The 16047-nt window shown below is 70.6% G+C and carries 12 protein-coding genes, 1 pseudogene and 1 riboswitch; of the genes and pseudogenes, 3 read left to right on the top strand and 10 right to left on the bottom strand.

Annotation, left to right across the window (positions count from 1 at the left end; translation table 11 throughout):
* Together ACWCP8_RS04940 and ACWCP8_RS04935 are read right to left on the bottom strand one after the other, a co-directional pair.
* Positions 1–909 (bottom strand): hypothetical protein, encoded by a 909-nt coding sequence (locus ACWCP8_RS04940; RefSeq protein WP_451114184.1) that lies wholly within the window; start codon positions 907–909, stop codon positions 1–3.
* Entirely contained in the window at positions 906–1355 is a 450-nt protein-coding gene (locus tag ACWCP8_RS04935) for a hypothetical protein (protein WP_352271427.1), read from the bottom strand. Before ACWCP8_RS04935 ends, ACWCP8_RS04940 begins: the two co-directional genes overlap by 4 nt.
* Positions 1356–1495: 140 nt before the next feature.
* Between ACWCP8_RS04935 and ACWCP8_RS04930 the strand changes: the two genes are divergently transcribed.
* Together ACWCP8_RS04930 and ACWCP8_RS04925 are read left to right on the top strand one after the other, a co-directional pair.
* Positions 1496–4855 carry a CHAT domain-containing protein gene (locus ACWCP8_RS04930; protein WP_451114182.1) on the top strand — a complete coding sequence of 1120 codons (3360 nt, stop codon included), beginning with the start codon at positions 1496–1498 and terminating at the stop codon, positions 4853–4855.
* A 30-nt stretch (positions 4856–4885) separates the two neighbouring features.
* Positions 4886–6049, top strand: a complete 1164-nt coding sequence (locus ACWCP8_RS04925; RefSeq protein ID WP_451114180.1) for a tetratricopeptide repeat protein — start codon at positions 4886–4888, stop codon at positions 6047–6049.
* 158 nt (positions 6050–6207) lie between these two features.
* Here ACWCP8_RS04925 and ACWCP8_RS04920 read toward each other — a convergent pair whose 3' ends face one another.
* The 3 genes from ACWCP8_RS04920 to ACWCP8_RS04910 form a co-directional block, all read right to left on the bottom strand.
* Entirely contained in the window at positions 6208–7062 is an 855-nt protein-coding gene (locus ACWCP8_RS04920; protein ID WP_451114178.1) for an SGNH/GDSL hydrolase family protein, read from the bottom strand.
* Between the two features lie 175 nt (positions 7063–7237).
* Positions 7238–8107 (bottom strand): M23 family metallopeptidase, encoded by an 870-nt coding sequence (locus ACWCP8_RS04915; RefSeq protein ID WP_451114176.1) that lies wholly within the window; start codon positions 8105–8107, stop codon positions 7238–7240.
* Between the two features lie 3 nt (positions 8108–8110).
* A riboswitch (cyclic di-AMP (ydaO/yuaA leader) is annotated at positions 8111–8271 on the bottom strand.
* A gap of 291 nt (positions 8272–8562) precedes the next feature.
* Positions 8563–10659 carry an alpha-galactosidase gene (locus ACWCP8_RS04910; RefSeq protein ID WP_352271419.1) on the bottom strand — a complete coding sequence of 699 codons (2097 nt, stop codon included), beginning with the start codon at positions 10657–10659 and terminating at the stop codon, positions 8563–8565.
* 194 nt (positions 10660–10853) lie between these two features.
* Between ACWCP8_RS04910 and ACWCP8_RS04905 the strand changes: the two genes are divergently transcribed.
* Positions 10854–11666, top strand: coding sequence for a tyrosine-protein phosphatase (locus ACWCP8_RS04905; protein ID WP_356005151.1), 813 nt, complete (start codon positions 10854–10856; stop codon positions 11664–11666).
* Between the two features lie 28 nt (positions 11667–11694).
* Here ACWCP8_RS04905 and ACWCP8_RS04900 read toward each other — a convergent pair whose 3' ends face one another.
* The 5 genes and pseudogenes from ACWCP8_RS04900 to ACWCP8_RS04880 form a co-directional block, all read right to left on the bottom strand.
* Entirely contained in the window at positions 11695–11868 is a 174-nt protein-coding gene (locus tag ACWCP8_RS04900; RefSeq protein ID WP_266999596.1) for a DUF6126 family protein, read from the bottom strand.
* Between the two features lie 33 nt (positions 11869–11901).
* Positions 11902–12510, bottom strand: coding sequence for an XRE family transcriptional regulator (locus tag ACWCP8_RS04895; protein ID WP_352271416.1), 609 nt, complete (start codon positions 12508–12510; stop codon positions 11902–11904).
* Positions 12511–12577: 67 nt separating this feature from the next.
* Positions 12578–13975, bottom strand: coding sequence for an aspartate aminotransferase family protein (locus ACWCP8_RS04890; RefSeq protein ID WP_326606820.1), 1398 nt, complete (start codon positions 13973–13975; stop codon positions 12578–12580).
* Complete coding sequence (gene dxs / locus ACWCP8_RS04885) at positions 13972–15873, bottom strand: 1-deoxy-D-xylulose-5-phosphate synthase (RefSeq protein WP_451114172.1); 1902 nt, start codon at positions 15871–15873, stop codon at positions 13972–13974. The genes ACWCP8_RS04890 and dxs overlap by 4 nt, the downstream gene beginning before the upstream one ends.
* Positions 15874–15898: 25 nt before the next feature.
* A pseudogene (locus ACWCP8_RS04880) lies at positions 15899–16047 on the bottom strand (flavodoxin-dependent (E)-4-hydroxy-3-methylbut-2-enyl-diphosphate synthase); the annotation flags it as partial.

The raw sequence follows: 16047 nt of genomic DNA, 5'->3' as shown, positions 1-16047 counted from the left end.
TCAGTCCGGCTTGCTCAACAGCCGCGTCACCCTCTCCCCCACCGTCGCGGTGAGGCGCCCCTCGCACTCCACACCCACCGCCACCGCCAGGTCCCTGCCGTGCAGGTCCGCCAGTGCCTCGGCCAGTTCCGCGAACGAGTTGGCCGCCGTGCGACCGCGTGTCACGCCTGTCGCCACGGTCGCCGCGCCGACCAGTGCCGCCGGCCACCACCAGGCGGACAGCAGGAGGTACGCCAGGCCCCAGGCCGTGAGGCGGGCCGCCTCGCTCAAGGCCGTGCGTGCGGTGTTCAGTTCGGTCCGGGTGGTGTCGGGGGCGAGGAGCCATATATGAGGCCAGGAGAGGGTGAGGTCCAGGCGGTAGGCGCGCCAGACGCGGCGGTCCGGGCTGGTGATCCTGTCACCGGTCCAGAACGGGTGCCGTGGTGGGACCAGGGAGATCCGGTTGCGGACGGCGTAGCGCAGTTCCGCCTGTTCCGTGAGTGCGGCGGTGTCCGCCGCGCCGGCGATTCGGGCGCGGCCCGCGGCGACCAGGGCCGCGCGGTACTCGGCGTCAGCTGTCCGCCAGCGGCGCACCCGACGCTCGGACAGGCGGCGGGTCAGCGGTCCGCGCGCGTCCACGAGCCAGACCTTCTCGATCAGGGCTCCGGCGGCCTGCGCGACGGCACCGGTCATCGCAGCCGCTGCCAGCACGGCGACCGCAGCCACAGCGAGGGCGCCCACGCTGTGGGCGCCGGGGGCGGTCGCCAGGGAGTCCAGCCGCGTCCGCAACCGCCCGAAGTCGCGCCAGTGGCTCTGGCCCAGGGTGACCGCCGTGGCCAGGGACACGAGGTACACCAGGCCGGGGATCGCCAGCAGCGCCAGCCAGCGTTCGGCGATTCTCCCGCCGAGCGCGTTGAGGAACGCGGTCACGGACGCAGCCCGATCTCGCGCAGCGGTCCGCCGAAGACGGGGCAGGCCGGCGGTTCACCGTCCTCGGACGCCGGTGCCTGGACGCGGGCGCAGTGGCCGCGCGGGCAGGCGAGGACGTAGAGCCAGGGGTGGCCGGGTCCGGTGCCGGGGAAGCTCTGGTAGGCGGGCGGGGTGTCCGTACGGTAAGAGCCGAGGCCCGCGCTGTGACCGGCGGCGAGGAGCCGGTCCTCCAGTTCGTCGAAGGCGACCTCAAGGTCCTCGGGGGAACGGCCGTTGCGCACCTGGGAGATGATGTGCTCGACCAGGCGGTCTCCCTCCGCGCCGAGGTCCGGCATACCCGGTGAGGACGCGAACCGGTGGCAGAGTGCCGCCAGCCGTTCGTGACCCGGCCCGCCGGTTGCCGCACCGGTTCCGCCTCCCCCAGCACCGTCGCCGAGTCTGCTCACCGCCGCACCTCCGTGGATCAGCCGACCGCAATCGCAGTATAACGAGCCTGCCGGATGGGTTACTTGGGTAAAATCGGGTTTCGGAGTTCCCACCGTCGACCACGGTCGAGAGCCCACAGTGAGACACACGGGGGCCGGTGATGTCGGACGTGCACGGAACGGCCGAGGAGTCCCTCAGGCGGGTAGCCGCGCTGATCGGGCAGTTCAACCGCACGGGCCAGCGCGCTTCGCTGGACACCGCCGTCGAGATGTGCCGGACCGCACTGGGCACGGAGCCCGTGGCCGAGAACGTACGGATGTCCTGGCTCCAGGCGTTGCGCACCACCCTGGTGATGCGCTGGTCGTCCTTCCGGCAACGGCCCGACCTGGACGAGTCGATCGGCCTGGGGCATCTGCTGGCGGCCGGGAGCGCTCCTCGCGAGCAGGATCTGCGTCTCTTGGGGTGCATGCTCGCGGACCGCTTCGGCCTCGACCGGAACCGCGCGGACAGGGACACGGCGATCACCGTCCTGCGGGAGGCCGCCGAGATGCCTCCGGACGGTACGGAGCAGCAGCCGCTGACCCTCGACACCCTCGGTACCTTGTTGTCGGAGCGCGCCGAGGAGACGAGCAGTGCGGCCGAGATGGCGGAGGCGGTGCGGTTGCTGCACCACGCCCTGAACCTGCTGGTCGACGGGGAACCGCACAACGCGGCGGACATCGCCGCCGTCCGTTACAACCTGGCGGTGGCCCTCGGCCGCGCCTTCGAGGAGCTCGGAACACCGTCCGCCCCGTACGAAGCCGTCGAACTCCTGCGAGCGGTCCTGGCAGCGACGCCTCCCGGCTCGCCCCGGCGCACACCGGTACTGCTGCAATTCGCCGACTCGCTGCGCAGGAAAGCCGGACTGACCTCGGCAGCGGCCGACATCGAGGCGATGGTCGCGGCGGCCCGGGCAGCCCACGCGGCGACACCGGCAGGGCATCCCGAGCATCCGCGCGGCCTGGCCGTGCTGGGAGTCGCACTGAGGCTGGCGGCCGAGCACACCGAGGGGGCCGGCCTGCTGCACGAGTCGGTCGAGCTGCTGCGCGAGTCCGTGCGGGCCACGGGCCGAGCCGATCGATCACGCCCGCTCCGGCTGAACAGCCTCGGCAACGCCATGCACCGGCTCGGCGAGCGCACCGGCGATGTGACACTGCTGGACGAGGCCGTGAGCCACCTGCGCGAAGCCGTCACGGAGTCGTCTCCCGACGAGCCGGACCACTTCGGCCGCGTCTCGAACCTGGCCCTCGTCCTGCGCGAGCACTACCACCAGTCCGGCGACCTCACGGCCCTGCGGGAGGCCGCCGGACTGGCCCGGCTGGCTCTGCGCTTCCCCCGGTCGACCCTGGACTCCGACACCAAGCTCGCCAACCTCGGCGTCATCCTCCAGACCTGGTACGACCGGACGGCGGACGCCGCCGCCGCTTCCGAGGCCGTGGAAGCGGCCCGGCAGGTCCTCGACCGGACCCCCGAGGACAGCGCCGACCTCGCCATGCGGCTGAACCACCTCGGCAACGCCCTGCACCAGCGCTACCGGTCCGAGGACGACCCGGCCGACCTGGACGAGTCCATCGCCGTCCTCACCCGGGCGGTGGCGGAGACGGCCTACGGCGAACCGGAGCACGCAAGTTACCTGCAGAACCTGGGGCTCACGCAGCTCACCCAGGCCCGGGCAACCGAGGACGAGGCACTGCTGAACCGAGCGGTGGCCACGCTCGGCCGCGCGGTGTACGCATCGCCCCCGGGCGCCGCCCGCACCGCCGGCTACCTCCAGTCGTACGCCTCCGCGCTCCGCACGCTGCACGAGGCCAACGGAGACCCCGGTGTCCTCCGCGCGGCCGAGGACGCGTACCGGCAGGTCGCCGTGATCCAGGCCCTCCCGGCCGCGGAACGCATCCGCGCCGCCTGCGACTGGGGCACAGCCGCCGGCGACGCGGGCCGTTGGGAGGAGGCCCTCGCCGGGTTCGAACTTGCCCTCGCACTACTGCCGTTCAGCATCACCAGGCGTCTGCGGCGCGGCGACCAGGAGCACCGGCTCACCGGTGTCCAGGGGCTGGCCGCCAACGCCGCCGCGTGTGCCGTGCAGCTCGGGCGGCTCGACCACGCGGTGCTGCTGCTGGAGCAGGGACGCGGCGTCCTGCTCGGTCAGACGATCGCCGCGCGAGCCGAACTGGAGCGGTTGCGCGCCGCGCACCCGGAGGCCGCCGAGCACTCCGCCCGGGTGCTCGACCGCATCGATGCCTTGGAATCGGAGGTCACCGAGCAGGAGGCCGCCGGTCCCGACTCCGACGAGCGGCATGCCCTCGCGGCGCGGTGGGAGCGGCTGGTTGGCGAGATCCGCGCGCTGCCGGGTTTCGAGGAGTTTCTCGGCGCCCCGACGTACGACGAGGTCCTGGCCTGCGCCGAGCGCGGTCCCGTGGTCCTGCCGTACTCCAGCGTTTATCGCAGCGACGCTCTGGTCCTGCGGCCCGGAAGTGTGCAATCGGTGCCGCTGCCGCGGGTGAGTCCCGAGGCGGTGGCGGAGCAGGTGGCGCGGCTCGACGAGGCGCTCACCGCCGCGACCTCGCCGACCGGGGAGCGGAGCGCCCAGAAGGCGGTCGAGGTGGTGCTCGCCTGGACCTGGGACCGCGTGGCCGAACCCGTCCTCAGCCGGCTCGGGCTGCTCGATGCGCCGGCCGACGGCGACTGGCCCCGACTGTGGTGGTCACCGGTCGGCGCACTGGCCGCGCTGCCGCTGCACGCGGCCGGGCACCACGGCGAGCCACCGGGTCCCCGGCCCCGGACCGTCCTCGACCTGGTGGTCTCGTCGTACACGCCGACCGTCCGCGCACTGGCCTACGCGCGACACCGCGCGGCGGGCCGTCGGGCCGACGGCGGTCTGCTCGCCGTGGTCGTGCCCGATGCCCCCGGGACGCGGGCACTCGGCGGCGTCCGCCGGGAGGTGAAGGAACTGAGCGCGCTGCTGCCCACCGAGGTCGTCTCCGGTCCGCGGGCGACGTTCGCCAACGTCCTGCGCGCGCTGCCCGCGCATCCGTACGTGCATTTCGCCTGCCACGGGGTGAGCGACCCGGACAACCCGTCCCACGCCCGTCTCTTGGTGCACGACCACCGGGAACACCCCCTGACGGTCCATCACATCTCGCGTCTGGAACTGCCGGACGCCCGGCTCGCCGTGCTGTCCGCCTGCGAGACCGCGCGGGGCTCCGAGAGGCTCGCGGACGAGTCCATCCACATCACCTCCGCCTTCCAGATCGCCGGTTACCCGCACACGATCGGCACCCTGTGGCCGGTGCACGACGCGGTGGCGGGACGGGTGACCAGGAGTCTCTACCGCCATCTGCGCGGTGACAGAACCGCCGGGTCCTGGGGACTCGACGCCGACCAGGCGGCCCTCGCGCTGCACCGGGCGGTCCGACAATGCCGTGCCACTTTCCGGGGCAGCCCCAGCCTTTGGGCCGCACACGTGCATTCCGGAGCCTGACGAGCCTACGGGAAAGGAGCTAGCCGCGACATGACCCTCAAGTGGCACAGGAAACGGGACGACGACGCGGGACGGGACAAGCCGTCCCCGCCCCCGGCCGAGCAGGAGCTGCCCCCGGCGGCCGACCTGGTCATGACGTTGCAAGGAGAGGACGGGCGGGAGGAGGAGATCGTCCGGGTCGGCATCCCGCCGCACGAATTCTTCGGGATGAAGGCCAACGCCGCCTATGAACGCCTGGGGCCCGACCACCCCGAGACCCTGCTGGCCTTCCGGGAGTACACGCGAGTGCTGGCGCGGATGGAGGGCCGCCGCGAAGAGGCTCGTGACCGGTTCATGGATCTGGTACGCCTCCAGGCCGAGGTGCTCGGCTTCGTCCATGAGGACACCCTGACGACCGCCGCCGACCTGGCCGACCTCGTCCGGGACATGGGCGACTTCGTGAAGGCGGAGGAGATCTGGCGCAGCGTATGGACCAGCCGGGGCGAACTGCTCGGCCCCGACCACCCGCAGACCCTGGACGCCGCGAGCGGTCTGGCGAGGGTACTGGAGGACCTGCGCCGCGAGGCGGAGGCAGTCGCGCTCCACCGGGACGTGCTGGAACGCAGGACCCGGCTACTCGGGCCGAACGATCCGGCGGTGCTGGCCGACGCCGGGCGCCATGCCGCCGCTCTGGGCAGAGGCGACCGCTGGGACGAGGCCGAACCGGCCCTGCGTGAACTCCTCGCCCGCTTGGAGCACCGCAACGAACAGGACGGCTCCGTCGGTCTCTCCGCTCGGGCCAACCTCGGCGCCGCCCTGTGCCGGCTGGGCCGCCTCGACGAGGCCGAGGTGGTGATGCGCGATGTGCTCGCCGCGCAGCAGCGGGCCAAGGGCGCGGACCATCCGGAGGCGCTCACCTCCCGCAACAACCTCGCGGCCGTGCTGCACGCCCAACAGCGGTATTCGGAGGCGGCGGCAATGCTGCGCGAAGTCCTCGCGGCCGTGTCCAGGAAGCACGGGGACGGCCACCCGGAAACCGTGCACTCCCGCGACAACCTGGCCAACGTGCTGATCGACAACGGCGAGCGCGCCGAGGCCGCGCAACTCCTCGTCCGCTGCCGCGACGACTACACCCGTGTCTTCGGCCTGCACCATCCCCTGACCCGGAAGGCCGTCGAACGCCTCGACTGGCTGCGGGAGAATCCGGCCCGGTAGCGGACCCGGGAGCCTCAGTGAGGCTGATCCCTCGTGAGCGGGAGCATGAATTCTGGGGGGAGGCGGATCACCGTTGTTCCCGGTCGCCGGACGGGCCTGAATGAACCGGACGGGCCTCGGCGAACAAGCCCGTCCGGCCGAAGAGGACACCGCGCCGATTACAGCGGCAGCAGGTCGGGCCGCTTCGCCTCGACGTGGTCACCGGAGGACTCGCCGCGCAGCCGCCGTCCGATCCACGGCACCAGATATTCGCGCGCCCAGTGGATGTCGTCGCGCCGCACCTCGAGAGTGCCGCGCTGTGCCTGCGGCGGCCACTCCTGGTCGGGGTCGGCCGGCGCATCGAGGCCGAGGACCTGGGCGGCACGCAGCGCGACCCGGGTGTGTCCCTCGGGCGACAGATGGAGCCGGTCGTTGTCCCAGGCGCGCCTGTCCTGCACGGACCGCAGCGACCACAGGTCGAGGACCGGGCAGTCGTAGCGGTCGGCGATGGACCGCACATGAGCGGTGTAGGTGGCGATCTTGCCGCGCAGATGGCGCAGCACGGGAACGCCGCGGGTGTCGAAGCCGGTCGTGACCATGACGGTGCCGACCGACCGGGTCAGGTCGGCGACCGCGCGCTCGAAGCGCTCGGCCACGTCGTCGGGGTCGGTGCCGGGCCGGATGATGTCATTGCCGCCCGCGCAGAAGCTCACCAGATCGGGGGCGAGCTCCTTGGCGCGCGGCACCTGCTCCTCGACTATCTGGTCGAGGAGGCGTCCGCGTACGGCGAGATTGGCGTACCGGAAATTCCCGTGAGCCGAACCGGCGGAACCATCGGTGTTCGTCGCTGCATCGAGGTCGGGCAGCTGGTCCGCGAGGAGAACAGCGAAACGGTCCGCCCAGCCGACGAAGGTTCCGTCCGGGCCGGGGTCACCGACCCCCTCGGTGAAGCTGTCGCCAATCGCTGCGTACGACCCGATGGCGCCATGCCGGTTGTTGACGCCACGTTGATTTTTTCTCGAATCGTCTGCCACAAGGGCACATCCTGCACTGCCGAATGTGACCTACGCGACCGTATTAAGGGGTTGACGGGAGGTGAGATAGACCACCCGGTCAGGTTTTGGTAAAGAGGGAATAAGTGAAGGGGCGGTGCGCCGCCGCGCACCGCCCCTTCACTTAGCCGTTCGGATCAGGCCTGATCGGATCCGATCAGACGGAGATTCCGTGCGAAGCCAGGAAGGCGACCGGGTCGATGTCCGAGCCGTACGCGGGGCCGGTGCGGACCTCGAAGTGGAGGTGCGGGCCAGTGGCGTTGCCGGTGGCACCGGAGAGGCCTATCTGCTGTCCGGCGGAGACGGTCCGGCCCACCGAGACGGAGAGCGCGGACAGGTGGCCGTACTGCGAGTAGTGGCCGTCGGCGTGCTTGATGACGACCTCGTTGCCGTAAGCGCCACCCCAGCCGGCAGTGACGACGGTGCCGGAGGTGATCGCCTTCACGCTGGTGCCGGTGGCGACCGGGAAGTCGATGCCGGTGTGGCTGCCGCTGGACCAGTTGGCACCGGAGGCACGGTAGTTGGTGGTGTGCTTGCCCGGGACCGGGGCGACGTAGCCGGAGCTGCTGCTCTGGGCGGCCGAAGGGGCGGCGGCGGGCTTGGCCACCGGAGCCTTCGACGGGGCCGGGGCGGCCTGCGTGGTGCCGGTGACCGCGGCCGAGCCGCCGAGGGTCAGCTTCATGCCCGGGTGGATCAGGCTCGGGTTGCCGCCGATGACCTCGCGGTTGTCCTGGTACAGCTTCTCCCAGCCACCGTCGACCTTGTTGTCGGCGGCGATCTTCGACAGGTAGTCGCCGGCGACGACGGAGTACGTCCGGGTCTCGGCCTGCTTCTTCGCGACCGGGGCGGCCGGGGCGGCGTGCGTGGCTGCGGCCGAGTGCGCGGCGGGGGCGGCCTGCTCTGCGGCGTGGGCGCCGGTGGCACCGAGCAGCGGGAGGGCGATGACGGCCCCGCCGGCGCCGGCGGCGGCAACGCCACGAGCGATGGTGCTGGACTTCGGACGACGGTGCTTACCCGATATGGGCATGAACAATTTCCTCTCCGGCGCCTACGAGGTGAGCTGTCGGGTTCGGGCTGGAGATGCCCGGTCGCATGAAGTGCGACTTAACCCCGAGCCGGCCGGATTTCTCCGGTCGGCGGCTTACCTGGTTCCCCCGCTCCTGCCACACGATGAGTGGGTACGAATTCCGGTCGGCGGCAGGATTAGGCGGTCCGTCCGGATTGACGGTGACCGTAAACGAATGAGGACGAGCAGAACAAGCCATCGGTTGCGTGCCGGAATCCGCTCCGGGAAATCGGCGCGGAATTCCGGTCACACTCCGTGGATTAAGGATCTTGGCTTTCCGCGCGGTGTACGGATTACCCGGCCGCCGCTCCACCACACACCGTCACGGATATGATCCCGCTCACGAAAGGTCCCTCATCTCCCGTATAAGTAGGGCATGTTCTACTAAATGCCCCAATACGGACATGTCATGAGCATCATCCGCGGCGGAGCCTCAACACCTTCGCGTCCAGGTCCCCCCGCAGGCCGGTGTGCAGCCCCTGATGCAGCAGCACGGAACCGTGGTGGACGGCCCCGGTGTCCACGCAGGTGTAGGTCGCCGTGGGGTCGAGCCCGCGCAGCCGCAGGGCCGGCGGCAGCTCCCCGTACCTCTGCACCTCCAGCCACATGAGCACCACAGTCTCGTCACCGTGCGTGTACTGCACGGCGCTGAGCCCGCCGCGCGGCGCACGCAGCCGGTACAGCGCCCCGTGCTGCACCACCGGGCGGATCTCCTTGTACAGGTCCACCCAGCCCCGGGCCTCGGCCAGCTCCTCGTCGCTCCACTCGGTGAGGTCCCCGCCGACCCCGAGCACTCCGGCCATCGCGCTCACGAAGCGGAAGCGCAGCGAGCTGACCCTGCTGTTGAGCTGGACATTCGGGCTGTCGGTGACCCAGGCGGCCATCACACGGGACGGATGGATCTGCCCGAAGCCCTCCTGGATGGCGAGCCGGTCCAGCGGGTCGGTGTTGTCGGAGGTCCACACCTGGTCGGTACGGGCGAGGATGCCCAGATCGATCCTGCCGCCGCCGCCCGAGCAGGATTCGAAGGCGACACCGGGATGAGCGGCCCGCAGCCGGTCGATCAGCGCATACAGCGCATCCACATGCGCGATCCAGAGCTTCTGCGGATACTCCTCGCCCGGCCAGCCCGCATCGGTGAAGCACCGGTTGAAGTCCCATTTCACATAGTCGATCGGGGCGCTGGAGAGCAGTGAGTCGAGCTGTTCCCACAGAAAGTTCTGCACATCGGTCCGGGCCAGATTCAGCACCAGCTGATTACGGAACTCCGTGCGGGTGCGCCCGGGAAAGTGCTGCACCCAGTCCGGGTGCGCGCGGTAGAGGTCGCTGTCGGCGTTCACCATCTCCGGTTCGACCCAGATGCCGAACTGCATGCCGAGTGCGTGCACTTCGTCGGCGAGCGGCTTCAGCCCGCCGGGGAAGCGCTCGGGGTTCGGGGTCCAGTCGCCGAGTCCTGCCCGGTCGCTGGTGCGCTGCCCGAACCACGCGTCGTCCACCACGAACAGTTCGACACCCATCGCTGCGGCACGCACGGCCAGGGCACGCTGCTGGTCCTCCGCGATGTCGAAGCCGGTGGCCTCCCAGGAGTTGTAGAGCACCGGGCGCAGGCTTTCGGCGTCCGGAACGACGTGGGCCAGCTGCCAGGCGTGCCAGGCCCGGCTCGCCCCGCCGAACCCTTCGGCGCTCCACAGTCCGGCGAACACCGGTGTGGTGTACGTCTCCCCCGGTGCGAGCCGCAGCAGCCCCGAGTCGTCGTAGCCGGCCCCGCCGGTGATCTGTACGAGCCCGTCGGGGAGCTGCTGCACGGCGATCCGCCACGAGCCGGACCAGGCGAGCGCGCAGCCGTACACCTCGCCGTGCTCCTCGGTGGCGGCTCCGTCCGCGTCGAGCGCGACCCAGGGCAGAAACTGGTGCCCGGTGTGACCGCGCCTGCTGGAGAGGACCTTCTCGCCGTACGTCAGCTCCGACCGCACGAGCTGCGTCTCCGCCGCCCACCGTCCGTGCAGATGACTGAGGCGCCAGCCGTCGCGGGCGGGCAGCGCCCAGGCGGCCGCGTCGGCGCGCAGGAGTTCCAGCGGTGGTCCGTCGGGGCCGGCGTGGCCGACGGTGGCCCAGCGCTCGATCACATCGGAGTCGTCCCGCATCCGGTAGTGCAGCGTGAGCGCGAGCTGCTGTACGGAGTCGTAGAACGCGATGCGCAGTTCGTCGCCCTCCACTGCCGTCTCGGCGTAGGCCCATTCGGTGCCGCGGACCTCGGGGGTGCGTACCGAGAGCGCGGGCCGGACGAACCGGGGGCCGCCCTCCACCGGGTACTCCTCGCGGCCGTCCAGCTGCGACTCGAAGCCCCGGAAGGGCAGTTCCGGTGCGGCGGCGAGGGCCTCGGCGGCCGCGAGGGTGATGCGCGGCCCCCAGTGCAGATGCAGCAGTTCGTCCCGGTCCGTGAGATGCAGCGCATAGCTACCGGTCGCCCCGGTCAGCAGCCAGGTCCGACCCGTGTCACCAGTCTCGATCATGTCATCCCCACATTCACACAGTTCCGCACATCATCAAGCTCCGACGGGTGGCCGGGCAACGCCCGCGCAAGGGGGAATTCACCAGCGGGCGGGCGAGAAAGGCTTAGATGATTGTCCGAGCCACCGATGTCGTATCGTCGCGGGAGTGACCTCGCCGGCGAGCCGCGCCGACGCCAGACATTCCAGGAGACACCGTGACGCAGCAGGTGCCGCAGATCCCGTCGACGGAACCCGAGCTGTCAGGTGTGCGCAACTTCCGCGACGTGGGCGGGCTGCCCACCGTCGACGGACGCCGGGTGCGGTACGGACGGCTCTTCCGCAGCGGTCACCTCGCGCACGCCACCGCCGAGGACACGACGTTCCTCGGCGGTCTCGGGCTGCACACGATCTTCGACTTCCGGAATGCGGCCGACCACAGGCTCGACGGCCTGGACGTGGAGCTGCCGGGTGTACGGAATGTGAGCATCCCGCTCTCCGACCCGGCCGACGGCGCCGAGTTCTGGCGGATGGTCCGCGACGGCAACATCGAGCAGCTGCGCGTACTCCTCGCCGACGGCAAGGGAGCGGCCCGGATGACCGCCTCGTACCGGACGATCGTCAGGGACCGCACCGCCGAGCACAGCCGGGTGCTGCACGCCCTGGCCGAGGACAGCGTCCCCGCGCTGATGCACTGCGCGGCGGGCAAGGACCGGGCCGGGATCTCGATCGCGGTGTCGCTGCTCGCCGTCGGGGTCGAGCGCGAGGCCATCGAGGCCGACTACCTCAAGTCCAACGACCCGCACCGCCGGTACAAGGTGCGCCGCAGCGACACCTCGGCGACCGGGATGTCGCCCGAGGTGATGGAGCTGCTCAGCCCGCTCTTCGACGCCCGCGCCGAATATCTCGCCCAGGCCTTCACCACCATCGAGGAGACCTGGGGCAGCACCGACCGCTATCTCGCCGAGGGGCTGAAGCTCACTCCGCAGACGCTGGAGCGGCTGCGCGGACGGCTGCTCGACGAGGCGTAGCCGGACCGCCGCCGGCGGTGGCCGGCGGTCAGCCCTTGCCTGCCACCGCGAAGAGCAGGTAGAGGAAGGCCGCGAAGACGTGCCCGGCGACGAGATAGGCGACCAGCCGGATCACCACGCCGCGCGGAAACTTCCCCTCCTGCGATCCGTCCTTCCTGGACCTGGCCGGGGTGAGCGGATCGAAGTTCTCTGAATCGGACATGACAGTCCTCTCTGGCGACCGGACGGACCGGTCTCAGCGACGGTGGATGCCACTGCCGAGGCACAACTCGGCGGCAGGACTCTGGAGCAGGGTGTGGACGAAGAGGAGCTCGGCTCCGTCGCGGTCGACGGCGGCGATCCGGTGCGGGATGAGCGAGTCGAAGTGGGCACTGTCCCCGGGGTCGAGATCGTGCACGGTGTCGCCGAGGCTCACCCGTAGCCGCCCGGCGAGGACGTACAGCCACTCCTCGCCCGCATGGACGCGTACGAGATCGCCCTGCGCGCCGTACGGCACGCGGACGCGCAGCGCCTGCATCGCCCGGCCGGAGCCCCCGGCCTGCTGATACATCCAGCCGTCGGCCTCGGCGCCCTCGAAGCTGCCGGCGCGGACGATCGCGTCACGTTCCGGCGGAGTCTCGCCGAGCAGCTCGGAAACCGTCGTACCGTAGATCCTGGCAAGTCCGAGGAGCATCGGCAGCGAGGGCTGTCGTCGGCCCGTTTCGAGCCGGGAGAGATGGGCGGGGGAAAGCCCCGCGCGCTGCGCGGCGCTCTCGAGGGTGAGACCACGGCGGCGGCGCAGATCGCGCAGCCGTGGCGCGACCCCGGGCAGCTCGTCGGCCACCCCTCCATCGGGAGGATTCATATGTCCATTGGGCCAGGATTCTGCCTCAGAGGCAATTTTCTTGCCTCTGAGGCAAACCCTGTGAGGCTCAGCGGTTGGCGACCGCCTGCTTGACCAGTGTCCTGCCGAAGTCCCACATCAGCCCGCCGCCACTGTGCGCGTCGTCCATCACCGCCGTGAACGCGGTCACGAACCGGTCCACCTCCGGCTCACCGATGACCAGCGGCGGGATCAGCTTGATCACTTCCAGATGGTCGCCGGAGACCTGGGTGAGGATCCGGTGCTTCTGCAGCAGCGGTACGACCACCATCTGCGCGAAGAGACCCTTGCGGGCCGCCTGGAGCACGGTCCAGCGGCTGCGCAGCTTCAGCGAGGACGGTCGGCCGAACTCGATGCCGATCATCAGCCCGCGGCCACGGACCTCGTGCAGCATCTCGTACCGCCCGATGAGCGCGGCGAGCCGCTCGCGCAGCAGATCGCCGGTGCGGCGGGCGTTGGCGACGGTCTCCTCGTCCTCCATCACCGCGAGGACCGCGAGCCCCGCCGCCATCGCCTGGGCGTTGGAGCCGAAGCTCGCCGAGTGGACCAGAACCCGGTCCATCGACGAATAGACGCGCCTGAAGATCCAGTCCTTCCCGAGGGTCGCTCCCACCGGCACATAGCCGCCGGAGAGTGCCTTGGCGACACAGACCAGATCGGGTTCGACGCCTTCCTCGTGCTGGTACGCGTAGAAGTCACCGGTCCTGCCGAGGCCGGTCTGCACCTCGTCGGCGATGAGGAGTGCCTTGTGCCGGTGCAGCAGCTCCTGCGCGGCGCGCAGGAAGCCGGGCGGCGCCTCGTGGACGCCCTTGCCCTGGATCGGCTCGACGACGAGCGCCGCCACATCGCCGCGTTTCAGTTCACGCAGCAGCGCGTCGAGGTCGCCGAGTTCGATGGCGGTGTCGGGCAGCAGCGGTGCGAAGCCGTCCCGGAAGCCGGACTCGCCGTTGACCGAGAGCGAGCCGGTCGTCAGGCCGTGGAAGGCGTGGGTGCAGTAGAGCACGCGCGGCTTCCCGGTGGCGTACCGGGCGAACTTCAGCGCGGTCTCGACGGCTTCGGTGCCGCTGTTGCCGAAGAAAACCCGGTCCAGGTGCGGGCTGTGCGAGAGCAGCTTCTCGGCCAGCAGTCCGGGCAGCGGCTGGCAGTCGAAGCGGGTGAGGTCGGCGAGCGAGGCGTCCAGGACGTCGTGCAGTGCCTTGCGGACGACGGGGTGGTGGCGGCCCAGCCCCATCACGCCGAAGCCGGCGAGCATGTCGAGGTAGTCGTTGCCGTCCGCGTCCCAGAAGTACGCGCCCTCGGCCCGCTCGTAGACGTTGTCGAAGCCGATGGTGTGCAGCATCCGCGGCAACTGATGGTTGAGGTATTTCGTGTGCAGCTCATAGCGTTCGGCGCCGCGTTCCGCGAGGAGTTGCGCCAGATCGAAGCCCTTGGGGCCGCCGTCCTTCATTCCCCGCTCCCCTCGATCCCCTCGACTGCGGCCTTGGCGGACAGCGCGGCACTGATCCGGCCGGCGATCTCGACCGGCGTGAGCCCGATGTCGGCCAGCACCTCGGCGCGCTTGCCGTGCGCGAGGAACTGCTCGGGGATGCCGAACGTGCGCAGCGGTACGTCGACGCCGGCATCGCGCAATGCCTGTCCGACCGCCGAACCGACGCCTCCCGCCCGGCTGTTGTCCTCGACGACGGCGACCAGCCGGTGCCGTCCGGCGAGCGGGGCGAGCTGTTCGTCGACCGGTTTGACCCAGCGGGGGTCGACGACCGTGCAGCGGATTCCGCCGCCCGCAAGGAGGTCGGCGGCCTGCAGACAGACGGAGGCGAGTACGCCCACCGCGACGATGAGCACCTCGGGGTCGTCGGCACGGTGCAGCACGTCCATGGCACCGACCCGGCCGATCGCCGGGACGGGCTCCCCCACCGACTCCTTCGGGAAGCGCAACACGGTCGGCGAGTCGTCGACGGTGACGGCTTCGCGCAGCTCCTCCCGCAGCCGGTCGGCGTCGCGCGGGGCGGCGATCCGGAGCCCGGGCACGACCTGGAGCACGGACAGGTCCCACATGCCGTTGTGCGAAGGACCGTCCGGGCCGGTGACGCCCGCCCGGTCGAGGACGAACGTCACACCGCATCTGTGCAGCGCCACGTCCATCAAGAGCTGGTCGAAGGCTCGGTTGAGGAACGTGGCGTAGACGGCGACGACCGGATGCAGCCCGCCGGTGGCGAGCCCCGCCGCGGAGACCGTTGCATGCTGCTCGGCGATCCCGACGTCCCAGACCCGGTCGGGGAACGCCTCGGCGAACTTTGTCAGCCCGACGGGGTGCAGCATCGCCGCCGTGATCGCGACGACGTCCGGCCGCTCCGCACCGATCGCGACGATCTCGTCCCCGAACACCGAGGTCCACGACGGGCTGACGAGCGGTGCGAGCGGGGCGCAGGTCAGCGGGTCCATCGCACCGACGGTGTGGAACCGGTCGGCCTCGTCCTCCAGCGCGGGCGCGTACCCGCGGCCCTTCTCGGTGAGACAGTGCACCAGCACCGGGCCGTGGAAGCGCTTCGCCCGGCTGAGCGCGGACTCGACGGCTGCCATGTCGTGCCCGTCGATCGGCCCGACGTACTTGAGCCCCAGGTCCTCGAACATGCCCTGCGGGGCGAAGGCGTCCTTGAACCCCTTCTTCGCACCGTGCAGCGACTCGTACAGCGGCTGTCCGACGACGGGTGTGCGCTGCAGGACGTCCTTGCCCCATGACAGGAAGCGCTCGTACCCGTCGGTGGTACGGAGGGTGGCGAGGTGGTTGGCGAGGCCGCCTATGGTCGGGCCGTACGAGCGCTCGTTGTCGTTCACCACGATGATCAGCGGCCGGTCCCTGGCCGCCGCGATGTTGTTGAGCGCCTCCCACGCCATGCCGCCGGTGAGCGCCCCGTCCCCGATGACTGCGACGACATGGTCGGGGCGGCCGAGCACCTCGTTCGCCTTGGCCAGGCCGTCCGCCCAGCCGAGCACCGTCGAGGCGTGCGAGTTCTCGATGACGTCGTGGGCGGACTCCTCGCGCGACGGGTAGCCGGAGAGGCCGCCCTTGCCGCGCAGCTTGGAGAAGTCCTGCCGCCCGGTGAGCAGTTTGTGTACGTAGCTCTGGTGCCCGGTGTCCCACAGGATGCGGTCCACGGGTGAGTCGAAGGTCCGGTGCAGGGCGATGGACAGCTCCACCACCCCCAGGTTGGGCCCCAGATGACCGCCGGTCCTGGCCACCGCCTCGACCAGGAACTTCCTGATGTCCTCGGCGAGTTCGCCGAGTTCCGGTCCGCTCAGTGCCTTCAGGTCGTGCGGCCCCCGAATAGTCTCCAGAATGGTCACGCTCGGGCCCCCTCTCGGTCCTGTTTCAGCTCACGGTGACGGCGGGGACCCCTGATGGTGTTCCCGCGTCCTCCATGCCCTCGGCGATCTTCAGGGCTTCCTCGATGAGCGTCTCGACGATCTTCGACTCGGGAACCGTCTTGATGATCTCGCCCTTCACGAAGATCTGCCCCT

The organism is Streptomyces sp. NPDC002206 (genome assembly GCF_053593595.1).
Note: the sequence above shows the minus strand (reverse complement) of the source record. Positions and strands in the feature narration are given on the sequence as shown.

Bases quoted from the DNA above. Each gene is read 5' to 3' on its own strand.
- ACWCP8_RS04930 (WP_451114182.1), top strand. From the start codon at position 1,496: ATGTCGGACGTGCACGGAACGGCCGAGGAGTCCCTCAGGCGGGTAGCC.
- ACWCP8_RS04925 (WP_451114180.1), top strand. From the start codon at position 4,886: ATGACCCTCAAGTGGCACAGGAAACGGGACGACGACGCGGGACGGGAC.
- ACWCP8_RS04915 (WP_451114176.1), bottom strand. From the start codon at position 8,107: ATGCCCATATCGGGTAAGCACCGTCGTCCGAAGTCCAGCACCATCGCT.
- ACWCP8_RS04910 (WP_352271419.1), bottom strand. From the start codon at position 10,659: ATGATCGAGACTGGTGACACGGGTCGGACCTGGCTGCTGACCGGGGCG.
- ACWCP8_RS04900 (WP_266999596.1), bottom strand. From the start codon at position 11,868: ATGTCCGATTCAGAGAACTTCGATCCGCTCACCCCGGCCAGGTCCAGG.
- ACWCP8_RS04895 (WP_352271416.1), bottom strand. From the start codon at position 12,510: ATGAATCCTCCCGATGGAGGGGTGGCCGACGAGCTGCCCGGGGTCGCG.
- ACWCP8_RS04890 (WP_326606820.1), bottom strand. From the start codon at position 13,975: ATGAAGGACGGCGGCCCCAAGGGCTTCGATCTGGCGCAACTCCTCGCG.